The organism is Streptomyces sp. NPDC048185, from assembly GCF_043202495.1.
Taxonomy (GTDB): Bacteria; Actinomycetota; Actinomycetes; order Streptomycetales; family Streptomycetaceae; genus Streptomyces.
Genome location: NZ_JBIDAN010000003.1, coordinates 1 through 22,862, shown reverse-complemented (window position 1 = coordinate 22,862; position 22,862 = coordinate 1). Strand labels below are relative to the sequence as shown.

Here is a 22,862-nt window from a genome sequence, read left to right as displayed (position 1 = left end):
TGAGGCACACCCGTCACACGGGTGGCCCCTCCCCTACAGCGCGCCGCACACGACGAACATCACGGCGGTGACGAGGTGCCCCCGCTCGCGACGCCTGTCCGGCACGCCGAGCGGTGAGCCGAGCGACACCGTACCGGGCGCCGGCGGAACGGGCGCCTAGGGTGGCCCCGCCGCACCCGTCGTCCCACCGCCTCACCGGAGTACGCCCATGCCCCTCCCGTACGTCCTCCTCTCCGCCGCCGTGTCCCTCGACGGCTACCTGGACGACACCGGCCCCGAGCGGCTCCTGCTGTCCTCCCCGGCCGACTTCGACCGGGTCGACGAGGTGCGGGCGTCCGTCGACGCGATCCTGGTCGGCGCCGGAACGATCCGGGCCGACAACCCGCGGCTGCTCGTGAACTCGGCCGGGCGACGGGCCGCGCGGGCCGCCGCGGGGAAGCCGGAGTACCCGGTGAAGGTCACGGTCAGCGCGTCGGGCGAGCTGGACCCGACGGCGGCCTTCTGGCACACCGGCGGCGACAAGGTCCTCCTGACCACCGACGAGGGCGCCCGGCGGGCCCACGCGCTCGGGCTCGCCGCCGACGTCGTCCCGCTCGGGCGCGTGTTCGAATGGCGGCCGGCGCTGGAGTACCTGCACGACCGGCGGGGTGTGCGGCGGCTGATGGTGGAGGGCGGGGGGACCGTGCACAGCCGGCTGTTGCAGCAGGAGCTCGCCGACGAGCTGCAGCTCGTCCTCGCCCCCCTGTTCGTCGGCGACCCGGCCGCTCCCCGGCTGTTCGGGCCCGGCGACTACCGGCGCGGGCGGCTCCGGCTGGTGGAGACCCGGCGGATCGAGGACGTCGTGCTCATGCGCTACCGGCCGACCGCCCCGGGCGCCGCCGGTCACGTGTCCGCCGCCGACCGGCACTGGCTGGCGCTCGCCTGCGAGCTGGCCGAGCTGTGCCCGCCGTCCGGCACGGCGTTCAGCGTGGGGGCGGTGGTCGTCGCCGCCGACGGGACGGAGCTCGCGCGGGGCCATTCGCGGGAGGAAGGCGACCCGGTCGTGCACGCCGAGGAGGCCGCGCTCGCCAAGATCGACGCAGCCGATCCGCGGCTCGCGACCGCCACCGTCTACAGCAGCCTGGAGCCGTGCGCCCGCCGCGCCTCCCGGCCCGCCCCGTGCGCCCGGCTGATCCTCGACGCCGGGGTGCGCCGGGTGGTCACCGCCTGGCGGGAACCGGACACGTTCGTGCCGGGGGCCGACGGCAGCGGGGTGCTCGCCGCCGGGGGCGCCGTGGTCGTCGTCGTGCCGGAACACGAGGCGGCGGCGAAGGGTCCGAACCGTCACCTGCTGGGCCACTGAGATACGCGTGTGCGTTCCGCTCCCGACATGACGTACACTGGAGACACAACGACGCGGGGTGGAGCAGCTCGGTAGCTCGCTGGGCTCATAACCCAGAGGTCGCAGGTTCAAATCCTGTCCCCGCTACTCAAGGCCGAAGGCCGGAATCCTCAGGGATTCCGGCCTTCGGTGTCTCCGCGTGTCCGTCACCCGACCGGCCGCCACGGCTCGCCCCCCGTCCCTCCTCCGGGAAACCTGGGAGGCGGGACGGCAAACGGCGTGGACGTGCAGGGGCGGCGGGAGACGAGTGGTGCGGCCAGGTGACGTGGACGGCGAAGGACCGTATGCCAGGTCCGGCGGCCGGCTGTCCGGCGTCCCCGTGCCCGGCCCGGGCCTCGGCGCCGCCCCGATGCCCGTACCGCCCGTCCGGCCGGTGCGGCGGCGGACCCCGTACGGCCGGACCTTCGTGCGCCTGCTCCCCGTCCTGCTGATCGTCGTCGCCGTCGTGTACGACCTCCTCACCCCCCGGTACTTCACCGCGGGGCCCCTCTGGACGGCCGCGCCCCTGGTCGCGGCGCCCCTCTACTCGCGGCGCGACACCCTGCTCACCGGCCTCGCCGTGGTCGCCGCCGTCATCGGGCTCCAGCTCGGCAAGGGCGTCATCCACTACGTGGACTCGCTCACCGAGCTGATCACCATCGCGACGGTCGCCGCCCTCGCCGTCTTCGTGAACGCCTTCGTCCGCCGCACCGACGAGCGCCTCGCCTCCGCCCGTGAGATCGCCGAGGCCGCCCAGCGCGCCGTGCTGCCCGAGCCCGCCGAACGGATCGGCGGCTTCGAGATCGCCGCCTGCTACGAGGCGGCGCAGGCGGACGCCTTCATCGGCGGCGACCTGTACGCGGTGCAGGACAGTGCCCGCGGCGTGCGGCTCATCGTCGGAGACGTGCGCGGCAAGGGCATGGGCGCGGTGGCCGCCGTCGCCGTGGTGATCGGTGCCTTCCGGGAGGCCGCCGAGCAGGAGGCGACGCTGGAGGCGGTCGCGCAGCGGCTGGAGCGGGCGCTGGCGCGCGAGGGCACCCGCCGGGACGGGCTGGACGCCTTCGAGGGGTTCACCACCGCCGTCCTCGCCGAACTGCCGCACGGCGAGGGCATCGTCCGCGTCGTCAACCGCGGCCACCCGCCGCCGCTGCTGCTGCACGCCGACGGCACCGTGCACCCGGTGCAGGACGGGGAGTTCGCGCTGCCGCTCGGCATGGGCGAGCTCGGGGTGTGGCCCGACCGGGCGCAGCAGAGCGGGCTTCCCGGCGGAGCCACCCTGCTGCTGTACACCGACGGGCTGTCCGAGGCCCGTGACGCCCAGGGCCGGTTCTACGACCCCCACGCGCGGCTGGCCGGCCGCGTCTTCCGCCACCCGGCCCACCTGCTCGAAACCCTCGCCGACGAGGTGCGCGAGCACTCCGGGGGCGGCACGACGGACGACATGGCGCTGCTCGCCGTCCGCCGCCGGGCCTGAGCGGTGCGGCGACCCCCCTCGATCGCCGTCACGGGTGGTGACGGCACGACCGCCCTCCGCATAACAACTGACACACCGTCATAAACGCGTGATGTGAAGTCGTGACCTGAGAGGCGGTCAACTCGCCCCCATATGTGTCTCAATGAGGCGTACGTCCCGGCCGGTATCCCTAATGATCAAGCGGAACGGCTTGGAATCAGCACCTCGCGTCTATTAACGTTCGATAACGCAGCGCGGTCGTCCCAGCCGTCACAGAAGGCGGCTCCGTGCGCACGCGCCGAATCCCGTGAGGGAACCGGGGAACCACCACTTGGGGTGAATCGGGCGTATGCCGCCGTGGCTACACGGCGCGTATACGCGCGTAGGAGACCTTCCTGCTCCGAACCCGTCAGCTAACCCGGTAGGCGGAAGGAAGGAAAGGAGTACGCCCACGTGGCGTCCAACCGGCCTGCCCCCGAGGCCCCGTTCGTGCCCGGCACGCACGACACCGAAACCTTCGGCTACGACGGCTACCGTGCCGAAGAGGGCCCCTGGGAGGAGTGGAATCCCACCGCGGAGTCCATCCGTCCGGTACGCGGCCGGCACCGTGTCGCCAAGCAGCGCGGCGGGCTCGCCCGCAGCTCCACCGTCCTCGGCGTCGGCGTCATCGCGGCCGTCGGAGCGGGCGGCATGGCCAGCGCGCAGACCGGCAAGCCGCCGGTGTCCATCTCGATGCCCGATCTGCCGAACGTCGGCTCGCTCATCTCCGACGACGAGCCGGAGCCCGAGGGTTCCGCCACCCCGCTCAGCGGCATCGGTATGACCGCCGACGACACCGCCGAGGGCACCACCGACGCCGGTGAGGTCCTGCGGGCGCGCATCATGCAGCAGGCCGAGCAGCAGCAGGTCCAGGTCGAGACCAAGGCCGCCGCCGAGGCCGCCGCCAAGGCCGAGAAGGAGGCCGCCGAGGCCGCCGCCAAGGCGGAGAAGGAGGCCGAGGCCAAGGCCGCCGCCGCCAAGAAGAAGGCGGAGGAGGAGGCCGCGAAGAAGGCCGAGGCCGAGCGGCTCGCCGAGCTGGCCAAGCAGTTCACGCTGCCGACCTCCTCGTACACGATCACCTCGACCTTCGGCCAGGCCGGGTCCATGTGGTCCTCCGGCCACCACACCGGCCTCGACTTCGCCGCGCCCACGGGCACCCTCATCAAGGCCGTCCACACCGGCACGATCACCGAGGCGGGCTGGGCGGGCGCCTACGGCTACCGCACCATCCTGACCCTGGACGACGGCACCGAGCTGTGGTTCTGCCACCAGTCGTCGATCAGCGTCGGCGTCGGCCAGAAGGTCAGCACCGGGGACGTCATCGGCCGCGTGGGCGCCACGGGCAACGTCACCGGACCGCACCTGCACTTCGAGGTCCACGTCGGCGGTGCCGAGGGCGGCGTCGACCCGGCCGCGTGGCTGCAGGGCAAGGGCCTCACCCCCTGAGGACACGGGCGCCCGGAAGAGGCGCCCACCTTCGGATCCCGGCGGTCCTGACGGCGACCCCCCGACGTCAGGGCTGCCGGTTTGCGCGATCTTTGCGTCCGGCCCCCGCACCCTCGGAATGACCGGTTCCGGTGCGCTTGTTGTCGTAGGACATGACTTCTCTGCGCAAGCTCGGCTCCTCCGACCTCGAGGTCTTCCCGCTCTCCCTCGGCGGCAACGTCTTCGGCTGGACCGCCGACCAGGACACCTCCTTCGCCGTCCTCGACGCCTACACCGCCGCCGGCGGCAACTTCGTCGACACCGCCGACGCCTACTCCGCGTGGGTCGAGGGCAACAGCGGCGGCGAGTCCGAGACCCTCATCGGCAAGTGGCTCGCGACCCGCGGCAACCGCGCCGACATCGTGATCGCCACGAAGGTCAGCCAGCACCCGGAGTACCCCGGTCTGTCCGCCGCCAACATCAAGGCCGCCGCCGACGCCTCGCTGCGCCGCCTGGGCACCGACCACATCGACCTCTACTACACCCACTTCGACAAGCCCGAGGTGCCGGTCGAGGAGATCATCGGCGCGCTCGACGAACTGGTGCGCGCGGGCAAGGTCCGGTACATCGCCGCCTCCAACATCACCCCCGAGCGGCTCGCGGCGTCCCTGGAGTTCTCGGACCGCGAGGGCCTCGCCCGGTACGTGGCCCTGCAGCCCCACTACAACCTGGTCTCGCGGGACACGTACGAGGGCGGGCTGCGCGACCTCGCCGAGCGGGCCGGTCTGGCCGCCGTTCCGTACTACGCCCTCGCGGCCGGCTTCCTCACGGGCAAGTACCGGCCCGGCACGGCCGTCGACAGCCCCCGGGCGGGCGGCGCCGCCAAGCACCTGGAGAGCGAGCGCGGCCGGCGGGTGCTCACCGCCCTGGACGAGATCTCCGAGGCCCACGGCGTGCCCGTCGCCACGGTGGCCCTGGCCTGGCTGGCGGCCCAGCCGACGGTGGCCGCGCCGATCGCGTCCGCGCGGACGGTCGAGCAGCTGCCGGCGCTGCTGGGGCTGGCGGAGCTGGAGCTGACGGAGGCGGAGGTGCTCAGGCTGACCGAGGCGTCCGCCTGAGGGCCTCTCCCGGCGCCCGCTACGACCGGTACGGGTTGTACGGCGGGTACGCGGCGTACGCGGAGTGGGGGGCGTGGGCGGCGTACGCGGTGACGTGCGGGGCCTGCGCGGCGTACGGGACGGGCGCGGGTGCCGCGTGCGCCCCGTACGCCGGCCAGTGCGGTGCGGCCACCGGGACGGGCGGCGCCGTGACCCGGGCCGCGTGGTCCAGAGCCGGGCGCGCCGTCTCCCGCCGGCGCCACAGCTCGGTCAGCAACTCGCGCTCCCGTACGACGTAGTCGGCGCCCGCCCTGCCCCGGCGCCCGCGCTGCCGCAGGAACGCCAGCGAGGTCGCGTACGCCTCGTACTCCGCCACCGTCCGCGCCGCCCGCTTCCCGGCGTGCCGACGGGCGTGCTGCCGGGCGATGCGGCGGGCCCGCATCGAGCCGAGCACGAACGGTTCGGCCGGTGCCAGCCAGCCGGCCACCGCGTAGACGGGCAGCTCGGCCCGGATGACGCCGAGTTCGCGCTGCCGGGTCCAGACCGCGAGCCAGGTCAGCAGGCCGAACACCGGCACCATGAACGCCCCGTACACGGCGAAGAAGCCGTACTCACCGAGCGAGGCCGAGCCGTTCCACAGGGCGTGCATGCCCATCGCGAGCAGCAGGCCGGCCAGGGGGAGCAGCACGCGCCGCAGGCGCCGGCGGTCGGCGGAGAGCGCGGCGACGCCGAAGCCGATACCGGTGAGCACGGTGAACAGCGGGTGCGCGAACGGTGACAGCACGACCCGGACGAAGAAGGTCGCCGCGGTCACCGAGGCGATGCCGCGGTCGCCGGTGAGCTGGTCGGTGCCGAAGGCGGTGCCCAGGTAGAGGATGTTCTCGGTGAAGGCGAAGCCCGTGGCGGTGACACCGGCTATGACCACGCCGTCGACGATGCCGGTGAAGTTCCGCCTGCGGAAGAGGAAGACCAGGAGGACGGCCGCGGCCTTGGCGGACTCCTCCACGACCGGCGCTATCACCGTGGCGCCCAGGGTGTCCGCGCCCGTGGGATCGGCGGTGGCGGTCGCTATCCATCTTGTCGCGAAGCTGTTGGCGACGATCGCTATCAGCGCCGCCGCGCAGGCGCCCCAGGGGAAGGAGAACAGCAGGTTCCGCCAGGGGCCGGGATCGACCCGGTCCAGCCAGCGGAACGCGGCTATGAGCAGCGGCACGGGCAAGACCGCCAGCCCCAGTCCCACCAGGAACCCCTGGGTGCCGGTCTGCTCGCGCACCAGGGCCAGGATCACCAGGCCGGACAGCGCGAGCAGCGTGACCAGCGCTCCGTAACGCACCCAGGCGCGCTGCCACCAGTGTGGATGCCTGTGCTGAGGCGCGGGCGGACGCGTCGGGTACGGGGGACAGGTGGCCACGGCATGGACCCTAACCGGTGGGGGGCTGCTCCTGTACGCGGCGGAAGAGCAGGTCGTTCACCACATGACCCTTGTCCAGTCCCTGGCCCTCGAAACGGGTCAGCGGCCGGTGGCCGGGACGTGGCGCGAAACCACCGTCGGGCACGGTGTTCTCGAAGCCGGGGTGCGCGGTGAGGACCTCGAGCATCTGCTCCGCGTACGGCTCCCAGTCGGTGGCGCAGTGCACGATGCCGCCCGGTGCGAGGCGGGACGCGGCCAGGGTCAGGAACTCCGGCTGGATCAGGCGGCGCTTGTGGTGCCGCTTCTTCGGCCAGGGGTCGGGGAAGTAGACGCGCAGCCCGGCGAGGGAGCCGGGGGCGAGCATCTCGCGCAGGAGGATGATCGCGTCGCCGTTGCCCACGCGGATGTTGGAGAGCCCGTTCCGGTCGGCGAGACCGAGCAGGTTTCCCTGGCCGGGGGTGTGGACGTCCACGGCGAGGATGTTGGTGTCCGGGTCGGCGGCGGCCATCTGGGCGGTCGCCTCGCCCATGCCGAAGCCGATCTCCAGGACGACGGGACCGGTGTTCCCGAACAGCTCGGCGAGGTCGATCACCCGCTGTCCGTCGATGTCCAGTCCCCACTTCGGCCACAACCGCTGCAGCGCGTCCGCCTGCCCGGTGGTGACCCGGCTCCGGCGCGGCTGGAAGCTGCGGATGCGCCGCTCGAAGTGGGACCCGGCGGGATCGGCCTTCGGCCCGTCGGGAAACCGGGGCTCACCCTTGGCACGCACCGGCTGAGGGGTCTCGGGGGCATGGCGTGAATCAGACACAGTGAGAACGATTTTACGGCCTCCGTCCTGACCCCCCTCCGCACTCCACCGCCGCGCCATCTCAGCTGCGCTCCCCCACCGACGCCGCCGTGCCGCCCTGGCTGCACGCCCACGCACGGCACCAGGCCGGCGCCGGACCCCGCACCCCTTCGGCCCCCGTGGACGCCGGCTCGCTCACACCGCCCCCAGCAGCGCCAGCGCCCGGCGCCCCACCTCCCGCCCGATCGGCAGCGCCGCCGTCGCCGCCGGGGACGGCGCGTTCAGGACGTGCACCGCCCGCGCCCCCTCCTTGATCAGGAAGTCGTCCACCAGGGTCCCGTCCGCCAGGACCGCCTGCGCCCGCACCCCCGCCGGCGCCTCCACCAGGTCGCCCTCCGTCACCGCCGGCAGCAGCCTGCGGACCGCCGACGTGAAGGCCCCCTTGGACAGCGACCGCCGCAGCTCCCCGGCGCCGTATCTCCAGTGACGCCGGGCGATGTGCCACGAGCCCGGCCAGGCGAGCGTGGCGCCCAGCTCGCGGGGCCGGACCACGCTCCAGCCGTAGCCCTCCCGGGCCAGCGCGGGCACCGCGTTCGGCCCCACGTGCACGCTGCCGTCGATGCCGCGGGTCAGGTGCACGCCGAGGAACGGGAACGCCGGGTCCGGCACCGGGTACACCAGGCCCCGCACCAGCTCCGGCCGCGCCAGCTCGTAGTACTCGCCGCGGAAGGGCACGATCCGCATCCCGGGGTCGTCGCCCGTCATCCGCGCGACCTCGTCGCAGTACAGGCCGGCGCAGTTGACCAGGGTCCGGGCGCGGACCACGTCACCGGTACGGGTGCGGACGGCGACTCCGAGGTCGGGGCGCCGGTCGATGCGCAGCACCTCCGCGCCGTAGCGGATCTCCGCCCCGGAGGCCCGGGCCAGCTGCCGTGCCACTCCGACGTAGTCGCAGACGCCGGTCGTCCCCACGTGTATGGCCGCCAGGCCCCGGACCTCCGGCTCGTACTCGTGGATCTGCGCCGCGCCCAGCTCCCGCACGGGAATGCCGTTCTCCCGGCCGCGCTGCACGAGCGCGTGCAGCCGGGGCAGCTCGGTGCGGTCGGTGGCGACGATCAGCTTGCCGGTGACCGCGTGCTCGATGCCGTACTCCGCGCAGAACTTGACCATCTCGGCGGCGCCCCGCACCGCGTAGCGGGCCTTCAGCGAGCCCGGGCGGTAGTAGATGCCGCTGTGGATCACACCGCTGTTGCGGCCCGTCTGGTGCCGGGCCGGTCCCGGCTCCTTCTCCAGCACCGTCACGCGGGTGCCCGGCGCGGAGCGCGTGATCGCGTACGCCGTGGACAGGCCGACGATTCCGCCGCCGATCACCAGCACGTCGCAGTCGTAGGCGATCCCGGTCCGCACGTGTCCCACCTCCCGGTCCCTTCGCGCTCCGTCTCCCGGCTTCGATAGTGCACTGCGCCACTGACAGTGCGCTCAAACCCGTGCGGCACCCGGGCTCAGGCCGGGGTGACCAGCAGCGGCCGGGCGCGCTCACGGAGCTCGACCACGCGCGGCTCGTCGCTGTACGGCTCCAGACGGTGCAGGAGGTCCTTGACGTACTCGGTGGTACGGGCCGAGGAGATGCGCCCGGCGACCTCGACCGCCCGCACGCCCTGCTCGCAGGCCGCGTCCAGATTGCCCGACTCCAGCTCGGCCACCGCCGAGACGACGAGCCGCAGTCCGTGCGAGCGGACGAACTCCTCCGTCGGCTGCGACAGGGCCTGCTCGGTGAAGCGGCGGACCTGGCGTGGTGCCTTCAGGTCGCGGTAGCACTCGGCCGCGTCGGCGGCGAACCGGTCGTAGGAGTAGAAACCCAGCCAGGTCGGATCGTTGTCGCCCGGCCGGGCGCGTTCCAGCCAGCTCTCGGCGGCCTTCAGCGCGGCACCCGCCGCCGGCGCGTCACCCGCGCGCGCGTGGGCCCGGGCCTCGACCAGACGGAAGAAGCTCATCGTGCGGGCCGTGGCCAGGCCGCGATTGCGTTCCAGGGCGGCCTGGGCGAGATCCACGCCCTCGTCACCGAAGCCGCGGTAGGTGGCCTGGAGGGACATGGAGGCGAGGACGTAGCCGCCCAGGGGGACGTCGGCCGCCGCGCGGGCCAGGCGCAGGGCCTGGATGTAGTAGCGCTGGGCGGCTTCCTGCTGGCCGGTGTCGAAGGCCATCCAGCCGGCCAGGCGGGTCAGCTCGGCCGACGCGCCGAACAGGGCGCGGCCGACCTCGTCGGAGTAGGAGCCGAGGAGCAGCGGGGCCGCCTCGACGCGTAAGCACTCGGGGACCATCGACGAACGCCAGTCGCCGCCGCCGTACTTGGAGTCCCAGCGGCGGGCGTCCTCGGCGGCCTCCCGCAGCTTCCGCACATCGCTGTGGCCGACTTTGAGCGGTGCGCCGGAGCCCTCGGCCGGGCTCGCGTCGCGCGCCACCGAGCTGTCGGCCGGGGTTATCAGCCACCGTGAGGCGGGCGTCGCGTACGCGCTCACCGCGAACGAGCCGGCGAGCGACTGCCAGATGCCGCCGCCGGCCCGGCGTCCGGCGAGGTCGAGGCGGTACAGCTCGGTGGCGGACGTGACCGCCTGCCCGACGTCGCGCGGGAAGGCGAGGCCCACTTCGGGGGCGGGGTCCGCGTCCGCCAGGCCGATCTCGTGGAGCGGCACCGGGCGGCCGAGCTTCTGGCCGATGGCGGCGGCGATCAGGTGCGGTGCCGCACCCTGCGGCACCATGCCCTTCGACACCCAGCGCGCCACCGACGTCTTGTCGTAGCGAAGCGTCAACCCGCGCTGGGCGCCGAGGTCGTTGACACGCCGGGCGAGTCCTGCGTTGCTGATTCCCGCGAGGGCGAGAACGGCGCCGAGCTTTTCGTTCGGCCCGCGTTGCTCCCTGGACATGCGCCACCCCTCGACACAGACGGCTGCCGCACTGGCATAACCATGCGGCATTCGTAAACCCAGCGTAGTTCGCCGCATCCCATGCGTTAAGAGGCATTGTTCCGGATGGCGGGATTGTGGCCCGTACTGAAGTGCGGCGCCTGCACGGACCGTTGCCGCGTGCTACCGGTGTGTGGCCGTGCGCCCGTGCGTGCGCTCTTCTCCGGCCATCGGGGGAGCGGTTCCATGGCGGTGCGTGGGTCGGCCCGCTGTACTGGATCCAGCGGGCTGGGGGACGCCGCCGCCTACATCCCCGCGGGCGGCGGACCGGTCCGGGAGGCGTGGCCCGTCTCCCGGACTGCGCACCGCCGGGTGGTGCGCAGAGCCTGTACGGAGCGTGTTCATCACGCTCTGTACGACGCCCATTTGGCCAGAAAGAGCCCCCGGTGTCCACGGGGCTCCGGCGCCCTCACCATGGCACTTGAGGGCGCGACGGGTAGCCAAGGGGCGCGTTACGGGGGCGCATTCGCGTCGTCGGGGCGAGCCCCCGGAAGACCGACGCGTCGGGACCGGCATACGGCCACCGGCATGTGACGCCCTCACGCGGGTGTCCGCGGGGGCGCATTCACGGGAGCGCATGCGGCTCCGCCGACGCTCTGCGGCGTGCCCTTCATGGCAGCATGGGGAACCAGTTCGTACGGTGCACTGGTTCCCCGGCCTGTGGAGGCGTCGATGCGGTGGTTGGTGGGGTGGAGCAGCACCGCCGTGGGAGCCGCGGGAAGCGCGGGGGCCGGCGGCTCCGCCGGGGCCACCGGGTACGACGGTGAGACGGTGCAGCCCGTGGGCTCCCAGCTTCTGTGGGGCGACCCCGACCCCCTGTGGGCGGTCGGCGACTGGCGCCCCGACGAGGTACGCGTCGTCACGGCCGACCCGCAGACCCGGATCGCGGTCCTCGGCATCTGCGGCGCGTCCGACGAGCAGCTGCGCGTCGGGCTGTTCGCCGCGCGCGGCGGGGCACTGCGGCACCTGACCGCGTGGCCCGGCAGCTACACGGCGGTCGTCCAGGTCGGCCGGCGGATCACCGTCTGCGGCGACCTCGCGGGCGCGCGCCCGGTGTTCCACACCCCCTGGGCGGGCGGCACGGCGTACGCGACCGCCGCGCTGCCCCTGGCCGACCTCGTGGAGGCCAACCTCGACTTCGGGCACCTCGCCGCCCTGCTCGCCGCCCCGGACGTGCCGGCCGCGCTGGACGACTCCACCCCGTACGACGGCGTGAAGCGCATTCCGCCGGGGCATGCGCTGATTCTGCGCGCCGGAGCACGCGAGATCGCCGGGTACGAGCAGGTGGCCTCGCTCGCCGTGGCGGCACCCGCCGCCGACCCGGACAGAGCCGTGGACGGCGTGCGGGACGCGCTGGTGGAAGCCGTACGGACCCGCCTCGCCGCGCCCCGGCACGTCCCCGGGGACGGCATCGACCCGGGCCCGGTGCCGGGCATGGGGCCCGCCGAACGGCGTGCCGCGCGCGGGATGCCGGTGCCCGGGATCGGCGCCGACCTGTCAGGCGGACCGGCCTCGGGGACGCTGGCGCTGTTGGCCGCCGGGCTGCCGGGGATGCCGGGCACCGTGCTCGGGCACGGCACGGGCGCGGGCGAGCGGCTGCTCGCCGTCACCTTCAACGACCTGGCCGTCGGCGGACGCGAGTCCGAGCTGGAGCGGGCGGGCGCGCTGGCCGCCAACCCGCGGCTGCACCACGTGGTCGTCGCCGGCGGGGAGGACGTCCTGCCGTACGCCGCGCTCGACGGGCCCCTGACCGACGAACCGGGCTCCTGCCTGGTGTCGGCGGCACGGCACCGGGCACGGCTGGCCGCCGGCAGCGCGGACCACTTCACCGGCTACGGGGCGCGGCAGGTGCTCGACGCCCACCCCGCCCGCCTGGCCGACCTGCTGATGGACCGCAAACGGCGCCATCTCGTCCGTCCGGTCGCCGCGCTCGCCAAGGCCGACGGCTCGGTGCTGGTCCCCGCGCGGGTGTACGCCGCGGCCCGGCGGCTGTCGCGCACGCCCTACCGCACGGGCGTCGAGTCACTCGCCGAACGGCTGCTGCGCCGGCGCTTCGACGAGCCGGCCGGCGGGGGCGGCGGAGCGATGGAGGCGTCGCTCGCCGTGCTCACCTGGGCCGGTCCCGGGCCGGCGGCGCGCTGGCTGACGGGGGAGGCCCTGGCTGAAGTATCGGTTCGCCTTCAGGCGTCCACCCACCGGTCCGCGATCGGGCCGGGACAGCGGCCCGGCGACTTCCGCGCGCGCACGGCACTGGCCCGGCAGGCGGCCGAGGTGCGGGTGCTGGAGCAGGCCGCGGAGATCCGCTTCCAGCGGCTGCACGCGCCGTTCCTCGACAACCAGGTCGTCCGCGCCTGCCGTGCGCTGCCGGAGGCGCTGCGCGTCCAGCCCGGGGCACGGGCCGCGATCCTGCGCACGGTGCTGGAGGGCGCCGGGGTGAGCGAGCTGCCGAACGGGTGGGGGGCGCCGACGCAGGCGCTGGCCGCCTCCGCCGCGCGGACGGGGCTGCGGGTCGCCGCCGACTCACTGCTGGGGCTGTTCGACACACCGCTGCTCGCCGAGGCCGGGCTGGTCGAGGCGCGGGTCGTGCGCAAGGCGGTGCGCGGGGCGGCGGCGGGGGAGCCGCTGCCGCTGGACGGGCTGGCCGGTCTGATCTCCCTGGAGCTCTGGCTCCGCCGCCTCCTCGCCCGCCGGGGCACCTGCTGGACCGGCACCCCGGCACGGCAGCGCGCCGTCCCCGCGGGGATCGCGCCGCAACGAGGGGCCCTGGGGGGCGCGGGCACGGTGGCACGACGGGGGTGACGGCCCGCGTCGGCCCGTAGCGGGGCCGGTGAGGTGCGCGTGGCGCCGCCGTCCCGAAGACACACCGGCCGTAGCGGCACGCCGGGCCCCTACGCGCAGGTGAAGCGCGACTGCGCCCAGTCTGCGAGCGCCACCGAGTCGAGGGGACCGTGCGGCTCGGCCACCAGCCGTACGGACTCGCGTCCGGAGAGGTCCACGTGGACCGGTACCGCGGGGTCCCCGCCGCCGACCGTCCCGGAGTTCCACAGCCGGACGCCGTCCGCGTACACCGCGAAGCGGACCTTGCCGAGCTTCGCCGGCAGGTCGTCGACGCCGACCAGAGCGTCGTAGGACGAGCACGAGCGGTTGAGGTCGACGGTGACGGAGGAGCGTGCGTTCACGGTGACGCCGTGGGCGTACCGCACGTCGCCGATCGACAGGCCGGAGCGCTGCCACACCCAACTGCTCCCGGCGAGCCGCATCTCGGGCCCGCTGCCGTCGCCGGTCAGGTCGTACGCCAGCTCGCTCCACCGGTAGACGGCCGGGGCGGGCGGCGGGGTCGACGGCGCCGGAGGCGAGGGCGGGGGCGGAGCGGGCTCGGGGGACTCCGGCACCGGCTTCGGAGTGGGTGTCGGCGTGGGCGGGTGCGGGGGCGGGGGTGGCGTCGGCGTGGGGGTCGGAGTGGGGGCGGGCACGGAGGCCGGCTCGGGCGCGGACACCGGCGGGTGCGGGCGCGGGGCCCGCTCCGGCGGCGTGGGGGTGTCCGGCGCGGGCTGCGCCACCGGCGAAGAGGCGGGCGGGGCCGCCTTCGGCGGCTCCTTGTCCGGGGCGTCGTTGCCGGTCAGCGCGAAGACCATCGCCGCGGCGGCGGCCACCGCCGTCACCCCGGCCGCCACACCGGCCTTCACCGGTGCGCCCAGCCCTTCGGAGGCGGCCGCTCCGCCCCCGGCGCCCGCTCCGCCGGACGTGCCGCCGCCCGTCGCGGCAGCCGCGCCCGCCGCACCGGCCGCGCCCGCGCCCCCGGCGACGAGCCCGGCGGCCTTGGCGTAACCGGCGGCGCCGAACCATCCGATGACCGCGACCGGCACCACGGCGGGGATGCCGCTCGCGACCTCCTCGATCTGACTGGCGGCCAGCCGGCACCGGGCGCACTCCGCGAGATGCCTGCGCAGACCCCGCTCGGCCCGGGTGCGCAGCCTGCCGCGGGCGTAGGTGCCGAGCCGGTCGGCGTAGCGGGCGCACTCCTCGTCGGCGGCGAGGGCGTCGCTGACGTGTGCCTGGAGGTAGGCCTGCTTCAGTCCCTCACGGGCGCGGCTGGCGAGTACGCGCGTGCCGTTGGCGTCCAGTCCGAAGAGCACGGCCACCTCGCTCGGCGACTCGTCCTCGACCTCCGTGTGCCACAGCACGGCCTGCCACCGCTCCGGCAGCGACCGGAACGCCTGCATGGCCATCGACTGCTCGGCCTCGTGCATGGCGCGCACGTCGGCGCCCAGTTCCAGGGTGTCGTCGTCCGCCGTCTTCGCGGTGTGCGCGGACTGCGTGGCGAACACGGCGAAGTCGTCGACCAGCTGCTCCCGCTTGGCCGACCGCGTCCAGCCCGCGGCGACGCGCCTGACGGCCGTCAGCAGGTACGCGCGCACGGCGTGCTCGGGTCCGGAACCGCCGCGCACCGCCTGGAGCACGCGGGCGAACACCTCGGCGGTGAGGTCGTCGGCGGTGTGCGCGTCGCGGCAGCACGTGCGCGCGTACCGGCGCACGGCGTCCGCGTGGCGCCGGTACAGCTCCTCGTAGGCCGTGTCGTCGCCCGAGCGCATCAGCGCGATCAGCTCGGCGTCGGACGGCGGCACGTCGCGCGGGGGCGGCAGCACGCTGTCCTCGTGCAGCTCCCGCTGCGCCGGGACGCCACCCCCTCCGGCGAAGGTGCCGCTCCGCGGGACCTCCGCGGGGCCGCCCTGACCCGGTACCTGCGGCGGGTCACCGGGTACGGCGTCGCCGTCACCGAGTGCACCGTCCCGCCCGTCAACGCTCATCGCGGAAAGCCCCCGCCACCTGCCCAACCGGACCCGAACACCGGGTCAGGGTGCCACAGCGGCTTCTCGTCAGGAGCCCGCACCGTGGACGGTCACTCGTCCGTGGTCTTTTACGGCAACGCGGTACTGACGACCGGCCGTTCGGGAAAGGGATACGCCCTTCGCCTCCGACCCCGCCGGTCGGCACCACGCGGAAGGGCACGCACCTGTCGTGGGCACGCACCTGTCCTGGGCACGCACCTGTCGTGGGCACGCGCGCTGTCGGGGGCAAGCGCCTGTCGTGGGCCCGCACACCGTCGGCAGCACGCGGGCCGTCAGGGGTACGCGAACCGTCGGCAGCACGCGCCCGTCGGGGCACACACGCTGTCGGGGCACGCGGACCTTGAGGGCGGCAGACACCTATCGGGGGGCACGGCACACCGTCGGCAGCACGCGCCCGTCGGGGCACACACGCTGTCGGGGCACGCGGACCTTGAGGGCGGCAGACACCTATCGGGGGGCACGGCACACGGTCGGCAACCCGCACCCGTCGGGGCACACACGCCGTCGGCAACCCGCACCCGTCAGGACACGCGCCCCGTCCCCGGCCGGCCCGGGCGAGACGTGAGAAACAGGCCCCTCCGCCCCGCTCGACGCCGCCACCGGCCTCACGCGGGACGCGAACGCAGCCCTTCCAGCAGGATGTCCAGCAGCCGGGCCGAGGCGGCCGCCTGCTGTGCCGCGTCGGGCAACGAGGGCGCTGCCGTGGCTATCACCAGCAGCACGTCCGACACCGACACGTCCGGCCGCAGCGCGCCCGCCGCACGGGCACGCTCCACGAGGCGGCCCACGACCTCCAGCAGCGCCGCCGCCCCGTGATCGTCGCCCGGGACGAGGGGCGCCCCTACGGAGCCGGCGGGCGAACCCGGGACCAGCCCCAGCGGCACCGTGTCCTCGGGCACCAGGCGCAGCTCACCGGAGCCCGGCTGCACCCGCTGCTGCGGCACCCGCGGCTCACCGGCCACACCACCGCCGGCAGCGCCGTCACCGTCGTCCGACACGCCGACCCGCAGCACCTGCGGCGGCAGCAGCCGGCCCGCCCCCGAGGCCACCGACGTGCGCAGGAACCGCGACAGCGCCGACCACGGCTCGTCCTCCTGCCCGAGCGCCGCCCTGGCCTGATCGGTCAGCCGGGCCGTCTCCTCCTCGGCTATCCGCCGCACCAGGACGTCCTTGCTCGGGAAGCGCCGGTACACCGTGCCGACACCGACCCGAGCGCGCCGCGCCACGTCCTCCATCGGCGCGCCGTACCCCAGCTCGCCGAACACCTCGCGCGCCGCGCGCAGCACGTGCTCCAGATTGCGCTGGGCGTCCACGCGCAGGGGCGCCGTACGCCCACCGTCGCCGCGTCCGCCGCCCGTCGCCGCACCCATCACGCCACCGGGCGCGACAGCGGACGCGGACGACCGATGAGAGTCCTGTACATGCATAGACAATCCCCCGGTAATGACGTCTCCCCCCGGAGACTCTCCCCGTCATCGAAAGCCGGAGTGCACGTGAGCGACCCGGCTCGGCGGCCCGCCCGTCGCGGACCCGCGAGCGCGTCCCCCCACACTCCGTGGAGACGAACATAGTTGAGCGGGAGTCAATTCAGAAGGGGCAGGTTCCGCACGGAGCGCCCCCCGATCGGAGTACGGACCGCATACGCCCGCAACACGGCCCCTCCCGCCCGCCGCTCCACCCGTGCTGACCTGCGTCGGCGCCGCGCACCACGGCGATCCGGCCGACCCGGGGCCCGAGTGGTGTCCGGTCACACAAATCGCCGGGCCTGTGGACAAACGCAAGCGACGGGTGCGTCATGGGATGGTGAAGGAACGTGCGCGCATTCTCGTTGTCGGCGGCGGCTACGTCGGGATGTACACGGCCCTGCGTCTCCAGCGGAACCTCAAGGGCGAACTCCGGCGGGGCGAGGCGGAGATCACCGTCGTCACCCCCGACCCCTACATGACGTACCAGCCGTTCCTGCCCGAGGCGGCGGCCGGCTCCATCTCCCCGCGCCACGTCGTCGTGCCGCTGCGCCGTGTCCTCGACCAGTGCCACGTGGTCGTCGGCGAGGCGCACAGCATCGACCACACCGGCCGCACCGCCACCGTGACCACCCTCGCCACCGAGGACGAGGGCACGGGAGCCCGCCGTCTGACGTACGACGAACTCGTCCTCGCCCCCGGATCCGTCTCGCGCACCCTCCCCGTCCCCGGCCTCGCCGACCACGGCATCGGCTTCAAGACCGTCGAGGAGGCCATCGGCCTGCGCAACCACGTCCTGGAGCAGCTCGACATCGCCTCATCCACCCGTGACCCCGCGATCCGGGACGCCGCCCTCACCTTCGTCTTCGTCGGCGGGGGCTTCGCCGGGGTCGAGGCGCTCGGCGAGCTGGAGGACATGGCCCGCTACGCCGCCCGCTACTACCACAACGTCACGCCCGAGGACATGAAGTGGATCCTCGTCGAGGCGTCGGACCGCATCCTGCCCGAGGTCGGCGAGGACATGGGCCGCTACACGGTCACCGAGCTGCGCCGCCGCAACATCGACGTACGCCTCGACACCCGCCTGGAGTCCTGCGCGGACCGCGTCGCCGTCCTCAGCGACGGTGCCCGCTTCCCCACCCGCACGGTCGTCTGGACCGCCGGCGTCAAACCCCACCCCGTCCTCGCCGCCACCGACCTGCCTCTCGACGACCGCGGACGGCTCGTGTGCACGCCCCAACTGACCGTCGACGGCGCCCCGCACGCGTGGGCCGCGGGCGACGCCGCCGCAGTCCCCGACGTCACGGCCCCCGGACCCGGCGGGACGTGCGCCCCCAACGCCCAGCACGCCGTCCGCCAGGCCAGGGTCCTCGGCGACAACATCGCGCACGCCCTGCGCGGCGAGCCACTCGACACGTACGCGCACAAGTACGTCGGCTCCGTCGCCTCCCTCGGCTTCCACCAGGGCGTCGCGCACGTCTACGGCCGCAGGCTGAAGGGCTACCCGGCGTGGTTCATGCACCGCGCCTACCACCTCAGCCGCGTCCCCACCGTCAACCGCAAGGCGCGCGTCCTGGCCGAATGGGCCCTCGCCGGACTCTTCAAACGGGAGATCGTCTCCCTGGGATCACTCGAACATCCCCGCGCGGAGTTCGAACTCGCGGCCGGTGGAAAGCCTTCTCAGGAACCTCCGCGCAACCCGAAGGGGTAGTCCTGTCCGGACTCAGGAACTCCCCGGGCCGGCCCGGCGTCTGACGGATGTCGGCCGGTCGGCACCCTGCCAGACTGGTCCACCACCGGGGGCGGGCCGCCGCTCACCCCGCGCGGCTCCCGGGCCCTGCCGGTTCCGGTGCCGGCCGCCGACGACTACCCGAGGCAAGGATTCGTGAACTTCACGCGCTGGAGCGCCCGACTCCCCGGAACGCAGCGCCGCGCCGCAGCGCGGACCGACACGACGCTTCCGCCGGACCGCCGGGCAGACGGCTCCGTGCCCACCGCCCGCGCCGAACAGCTGACCGACGAGGCCCCGCCCGTACCGTCCGTCGACGACCTGCCGACGCGCGACGTCCTCGACCGCGTCCCGGCCCTCGTCGCCCTCGTCCACGGCCCCGACCACCGCATCGCCTACGTCAACGACGCCTACGCCACGGCCTTCGGCGCACGCCCCCTCGGCAGAGGGGCCCGCGAGGCCCTCCCCGAGCTCGACGCACTGGGACTCTTCCCGCTCCTCGACCAGGTCCAGCGCAGCGGCAGACCCCGCACCCTCAAGTCCCGCAAGGCCCCCGACGGCCGCTCCTACACCTTCACCTGCACGCCGGTCACCGAGGGCGACGGCGGCGACCGCGGCGTCCTCGTCTTCGCCACGGACGTCACCGACCACGCCGAAGCCGCCGCACGCCTGCGCGCGAGCGAACGCCGCCAGCGCGAGACCGCCGTCACCCTCCAGCGCTCCCTGCTCCCGCAGGAACTCGAGGAGCCCGACGACCTGCGCGTCGCCGCCACGTACCACCCCGGCGGCACCGAGGCCGCGGTCGGCGGCGACTGGTACGACGTGATCACGCTCGGCGGCGGCCGCACCGCCCTGGTCATCGGCGACGTCATGGGCAGAGGCGTCCGCGCGGCCGCGGTCATGGGCCAGCTCCGCACGGCGGTGCGGGCCTACGCCCGCCTCGACCTGCCCCCGCACGAGGTCCTTCAGCTCCTGGACGGCCTCGCCACCGAGATCGACGCCAACCAGATCGCCACCTGCGTCTACGCCATCCACGACCCGAACGAGGGCCGGCTGGTGTACGCCTCCGCCGGGCACCTGCCCATCCTGGTCCGCGACGAGACGGGCACCGTCCAGCGCGCCGACGAGCCCACCGGCCCCCCGCTCGGCACGGGCGGCTGGATGCACGCCTCCGGCTCCATCGCCCTCACGCCCGGCTCCACCGCCGTCCTCTACACCGACGGCCTGGTGGAGCGCCGCAACGAGGACCTGGACGAGGGGATCGCCGCCCTGGAACGCGCCCTGTCCGGAGCCACCGGCAGCCCCCAGGTGGTGTGCGACCGCCTGGTCCGCTCGGCCGGCGTCACCCCGGACCACGACGACGACGTGGCCGTCCTGGTCCTGCAGCACCCCGCCCGCAAGGGCCCCGAGGCCGAGCTCTTCCGCAACGCCACGCTCGAACTGCTCGGCGGCGTCGAAGCGGCCCCCCGCGCGCGTGCCTTCGCCTCCGGTGTCCTCGCCAGCTGGCGCTTCCCCGCCGACCTGCACGACTCGGGTGTCCTGGCCACCAGCGAGCTGGTCGCCAACTCCCTCCAGCACGGCACGCCCCCCATGCGCCTGCGCCTGCGCCGCACGGACCGACGCCTGATCATCGAGGTCACCGACGGGGACGACCATCTCCCCCGGCGCCGCCGCGCGGAGCCGGGGGACGAGTCCGGCCGGGGCATCGCCATCGTCGCGACGATCGCCTCCCACTGGGGTTCCCGGCGTACGCCCGGCGGCGGCAAGTCCGTCTGGTGCGAGTTCGTCCTGCCGAAGCCGTGACCCCGGGGCGGGCCGTCGGCGCCGGCGGTCGAGCCGTGACGGGCTCGGCACCCGTCACGGCCTCGCTCACGCCTCCGCGGCCGCCACGGCGCCCGCCGGCGCCCCGCCCTGCGTGACCACCCGGCTCCGCGCGAGCGACGGCTGGTTCTGCAGGTCCGTGAGCTGCCGCCCCAGCCGCACCGCCAGCACCGAGATGCCCAGCGAGAACAGCAGGAAGGCCACGATGTACGGCCCGTGCAGCGAAGCCCCGAGCGGCCCGCCCACGGCCGGCCCGATCGCCAGCGCGAGTTGCTTCACCAGGGCGAAGGCGGAGTTGTACTGCCCCGCCATCCCGGTCGGTGCCAGGTCGGCCACCAGCGGCGCCAGCGTCGGCGACAGCATCGCCTCGCCCAGCCCGAACAGCGCGTACGTCGAGATGAACGCGGCCGTCGCCATCGTCCGGCTGCCGTGCCCGAGCCCGGCGTACCCGGCCACCGCCCACGCCACGGCCCAGATCAGACCCACGGCGGCGATCACGTGCGACCGCTTCCGCCGCTCCACGAACTTCAGCACCGCGAACTGCGCGACCACGATCATCAGCGTGTTCGCCGCGAGCGCCGTCCCGAGCGCGGACGTCGAGATTCCGGCGGCCTCGACGCCGTAGGCGCTCAGCCCCGATTCGAACTGGCCGTAGCAGGCGAAGAACAGCACGAAACCCAGCACGCAGAGCTGGACCATGGCCCGGTTGCCCAGCAGCTGCTTCCAGCCGCTGCCGGTGGGCTGCCCCGGCGCTTCCTCCACCCGCGGCGCACGCGGCATCCGCACCGTCGCCATCACCGCGACCAGCAGCAGGAACATCGCCGCCTCGATCGCGAACAGCAGCGTGAACGACGACGCGCTCGTGGTGTCGACCAAGTGGCCACCGATGAGACCGCCGACGCCCAGACCGAGGTTCTGCAGGAAGAACTGCATGGCGAACGCCCGCGACCGGGTCTCCGAGGGGGAGCAGTCCACGATCATCGTCGCGAGCGCCGGCTGCATCACGGCCTGCCCCGCCCCGAGCGCGGCCGCGGACAGCAGCACGGTGGCCGCGGTGGCCGAGAGCCCCAGGCTCAGCGCGCCGACCGCGGCGGTGACCAGGGCGACCAGCAGCACCGGCAGCGGGCCCCGCCGGACGATGGCCCGCCCGGCGAACGGCAGCACGATCAGCGCGGCCACGGCGAAGACGGCGAGTACGAGACCCGCCGTCATGGACCCCAGCCCCCGCACCTGCGCCACATAGACGTACAGGTAGGGAACGGTGAAGCCCAGCCCGAACGCGCTGAGTGCGTTGCCCACGTGGATCCGGCGCATCGCGGCGCCCATTGCCCTGGTCACGTTCACCCTCTCTTGGGTAGTCCGCTCCAGCCGTTAGAGCTGAAGACTTAGAAGCTAAAGTTCGAAGGTAAAGAGTACATAGAGAAGGACTTCAAGGCAAAGGAGTGGCGTGCCATACTGCGGCCATGGGCGACACCTCCGGCGCCGGCGAGCCGCCACTCGAAGAACAGATCGCCGCCTACCAGCGCGAGTTCCAGGACCTCGACCCGCAGGTCGAGAAGATCGTTTCGGCACTGTCCCGGCTCAACCGCCGCATGAACGTCGCGTACGGCCGCCAGACGGCCGAGCTGGGCATCAGCAACACAGACTGGGAAGTGCTCAAGGCGCTCGTCCTGTCCGGCGCTCCGTACCAGCTGGGTCCCGGCGACCTCGCCAAGCGCCTCGGTCTGACGCCGGCCGCCATGACCCACCGCATCGACCGCATGGTGGCGGAGGGACTGGTCACCCGGGAGCGGGACGAGTCGAACCGGGTGCGCGTGATCGTCGAGCTGACGGGTGACGGGCGCGAGAAGTGGCTGGAGGCCATGCGCCTCGCCACGGTCTTCGAGGAGGACCTCCTCCAGGACCTCTCACCGGACGAACGGTCGGCCCTCGGGGAGGTCCTCACCCGCCTCCTGCGCAGAGTCGAGCACGCACAGCCCGACGCCGGCGGCCGGCTCAGCGATCTCGACTAAAAGATCTTGACAGGGGCGGTTGACAGCCCCCTGCGGGATCCGTAAGGTTCTTCGGGTTGCCACCGGGCCGTAACGGTTCTGCGGTAGCACCTCCCGCCGCAACAGCGGCAACTAAACCACCAGCACGACTCCCACTGGGAACCGATTCGGCATGCCCGAATTCAATTCCGAATGGGACTCGACGCCCCGGTCGACACCGATTGGGAAACGCCGGGAAAGTCCGCTAAGGTTTGAGACGTCGGAACGGCCCAACAGCCGGGAAGACACCCCCCTCTGACGGGGAATCAGAGCCCGAAAGGATCTGATAGAGTCGGAACCGCCGGAAAGGGAAACGCGAAAGCGGGAACCTGGAAAGCGCCGAGGAAATCGGATCGGAAAAGGATCTGATAGAGTCGGAAACGCAAGACCGAAGGGAAGCGCCCGGAGGAAAGCCCGAGAGGGTGAGTACAAAG

The 22,862-nt window shown here is 73.8% G+C and carries 15 protein-coding genes, 1 tRNA gene and 1 riboswitch; of the genes, 9 read left to right on the top strand and 7 right to left on the bottom strand.

All coding sequences use genetic code 11. The features are described from left to right. Nucleotides 1-208: 208 nt before the first annotated feature. The 5 genes from ACGF3H_RS10650 to ACGF3H_RS10630 all read left to right on the top strand — a co-directional run bounded on the left by ACGF3H_RS10650 (nucleotide 209) and on the right by ACGF3H_RS10630 (nucleotide 5,395). Complete coding sequence (locus tag ACGF3H_RS10650) at nucleotides 209-1,342, top strand: dihydrofolate reductase family protein (protein WP_362485906.1); 1,134 nt, start codon at nucleotides 209-211, stop codon at nucleotides 1,340-1,342. A gap of 52 nt (nucleotides 1,343-1,394) precedes the next feature. After that, nucleotides 1,395-1,468 (top strand) — tRNA-Met (locus tag ACGF3H_RS10645). Nucleotides 1,469-1,631: 163 nt separating this feature from the next. Next, nucleotides 1,632-2,834: a PP2C family protein-serine/threonine phosphatase gene (locus ACGF3H_RS10640; RefSeq protein ID WP_362485904.1), complete on the top strand. Its 1,203-nt coding sequence runs from the start codon at nucleotides 1,632-1,634 to the stop codon at nucleotides 2,832-2,834. A 265-nt stretch (nucleotides 2,835-3,099) separates the two neighbouring features. Then, nucleotides 3,100-3,255, top strand: a riboswitch (cyclic di-AMP (ydaO/yuaA leader). Nucleotides 3,256-3,266: 11 nt separating this feature from the next. Continuing rightward, nucleotides 3,267-4,298: a M23 family metallopeptidase gene (locus ACGF3H_RS10635; RefSeq protein ID WP_362485902.1), complete on the top strand. Its 1,032-nt coding sequence runs from the start codon at nucleotides 3,267-3,269 to the stop codon at nucleotides 4,296-4,298. Nucleotides 4,299-4,450: 152 nt separating this feature from the next. Further along, nucleotides 4,451-5,395, top strand: a complete 945-nt coding sequence (locus tag ACGF3H_RS10630; protein WP_362485900.1) for an aldo/keto reductase — start codon at nucleotides 4,451-4,453, stop codon at nucleotides 5,393-5,395. A 19-nt stretch (nucleotides 5,396-5,414) separates the two neighbouring features. Here ACGF3H_RS10630 and ACGF3H_RS10625 read toward each other — a convergent pair whose 3' ends face one another. The 4 genes from ACGF3H_RS10625 to ACGF3H_RS10610 all read right to left on the bottom strand — a co-directional run bounded on the left by ACGF3H_RS10625 (nucleotide 5,415) and on the right by ACGF3H_RS10610 (nucleotide 10,496). Beyond that, complete coding sequence (locus tag ACGF3H_RS10625; RefSeq protein ID WP_362485898.1) at nucleotides 5,415-6,785, bottom strand: PrsW family intramembrane metalloprotease; 1,371 nt, start codon at nucleotides 6,783-6,785, stop codon at nucleotides 5,415-5,417. Nucleotides 6,786-6,795: 10 nt separating this feature from the next. After that, nucleotides 6,796-7,593, bottom strand: a complete 798-nt coding sequence (gene trmB, locus ACGF3H_RS10620) for a tRNA (guanosine(46)-N7)-methyltransferase TrmB (protein ID WP_393584814.1) — start codon at nucleotides 7,591-7,593, stop codon at nucleotides 6,796-6,798. Between the two features lie 174 nt (nucleotides 7,594-7,767). Next, a complete protein-coding gene (gene lhgO, locus ACGF3H_RS10615) occupies nucleotides 7,768-8,979 on the bottom strand; it encodes an L-2-hydroxyglutarate oxidase (RefSeq protein WP_362485893.1) in 1,212 nt (403 codons plus the stop codon). Between the two features lie 95 nt (nucleotides 8,980-9,074). Next, entirely contained in the window at nucleotides 9,075-10,496 is a 1,422-nt protein-coding gene (locus ACGF3H_RS10610) for an MFS transporter (protein WP_362485891.1), read from the bottom strand. A 711-nt stretch (nucleotides 10,497-11,207) separates the two neighbouring features. Between ACGF3H_RS10610 and ACGF3H_RS10605 the strand changes: the two genes are divergently transcribed. Further along, nucleotides 11,208-13,334, top strand: coding sequence for an asparagine synthase-related protein (locus tag ACGF3H_RS10605; protein ID WP_362485889.1), 2,127 nt, complete (start codon nucleotides 11,208-11,210; stop codon nucleotides 13,332-13,334). 89 nt (nucleotides 13,335-13,423) lie between these two features. Here ACGF3H_RS10605 and ACGF3H_RS10600 read toward each other — a convergent pair whose 3' ends face one another. Both ACGF3H_RS10600 and ACGF3H_RS10595 read right to left on the bottom strand, forming a co-directional pair. Then, nucleotides 13,424-15,343: a sigma-70 family RNA polymerase sigma factor gene (locus ACGF3H_RS10600; RefSeq protein ID WP_362485887.1), complete on the bottom strand. Its 1,920-nt coding sequence runs from the start codon at nucleotides 15,341-15,343 to the stop codon at nucleotides 13,424-13,426. 647 nt (nucleotides 15,344-15,990) lie between these two features. After that, nucleotides 15,991-16,812 carry a TetR family transcriptional regulator gene (locus ACGF3H_RS10595; RefSeq protein WP_362485885.1) on the bottom strand — a complete coding sequence of 274 codons (822 nt, stop codon included), beginning with the start codon at nucleotides 16,810-16,812 and terminating at the stop codon, nucleotides 15,991-15,993. A 373-nt stretch (nucleotides 16,813-17,185) separates the two neighbouring features. Here ACGF3H_RS10595 and ACGF3H_RS10590 point away from each other — a divergent pair, with 373 nt between their 5' ends. Continuing rightward, a complete protein-coding gene (locus ACGF3H_RS10590) occupies nucleotides 17,186-18,559 on the top strand; it encodes an NAD(P)/FAD-dependent oxidoreductase (RefSeq protein WP_362485883.1) in 1,374 nt (457 codons plus the stop codon). A 174-nt stretch (nucleotides 18,560-18,733) separates the two neighbouring features. Then, the gene (locus tag ACGF3H_RS10585; protein WP_362485881.1) at nucleotides 18,734-20,380 is read left to right on the top strand and encodes a SpoIIE family protein phosphatase; all 1,647 of its coding nucleotides are present in this window, start codon (nucleotides 18,734-18,736) and stop codon (nucleotides 20,378-20,380) included. A 66-nt stretch (nucleotides 20,381-20,446) separates the two neighbouring features. On the opposite strand, the gene ACGF3H_RS10580 is transcribed toward ACGF3H_RS10585, so the two are convergent. Continuing rightward, a complete protein-coding gene (locus ACGF3H_RS10580; protein WP_362486631.1) occupies nucleotides 20,447-21,724 on the bottom strand; it encodes an MFS transporter in 1,278 nt (425 codons plus the stop codon). Nucleotides 21,725-21,861: 137 nt separating this feature from the next. On the opposite strand from ACGF3H_RS10580, the gene ACGF3H_RS10575 reads away from it, so the two are divergent. Beyond that, the gene (locus ACGF3H_RS10575) at nucleotides 21,862-22,410 is read left to right on the top strand and encodes a MarR family transcriptional regulator (protein WP_362485879.1); all 549 of its coding nucleotides are present in this window, start codon (nucleotides 21,862-21,864) and stop codon (nucleotides 22,408-22,410) included. The last annotated feature ends 452 nt before the right edge of the window (nucleotides 22,411-22,862 follow it).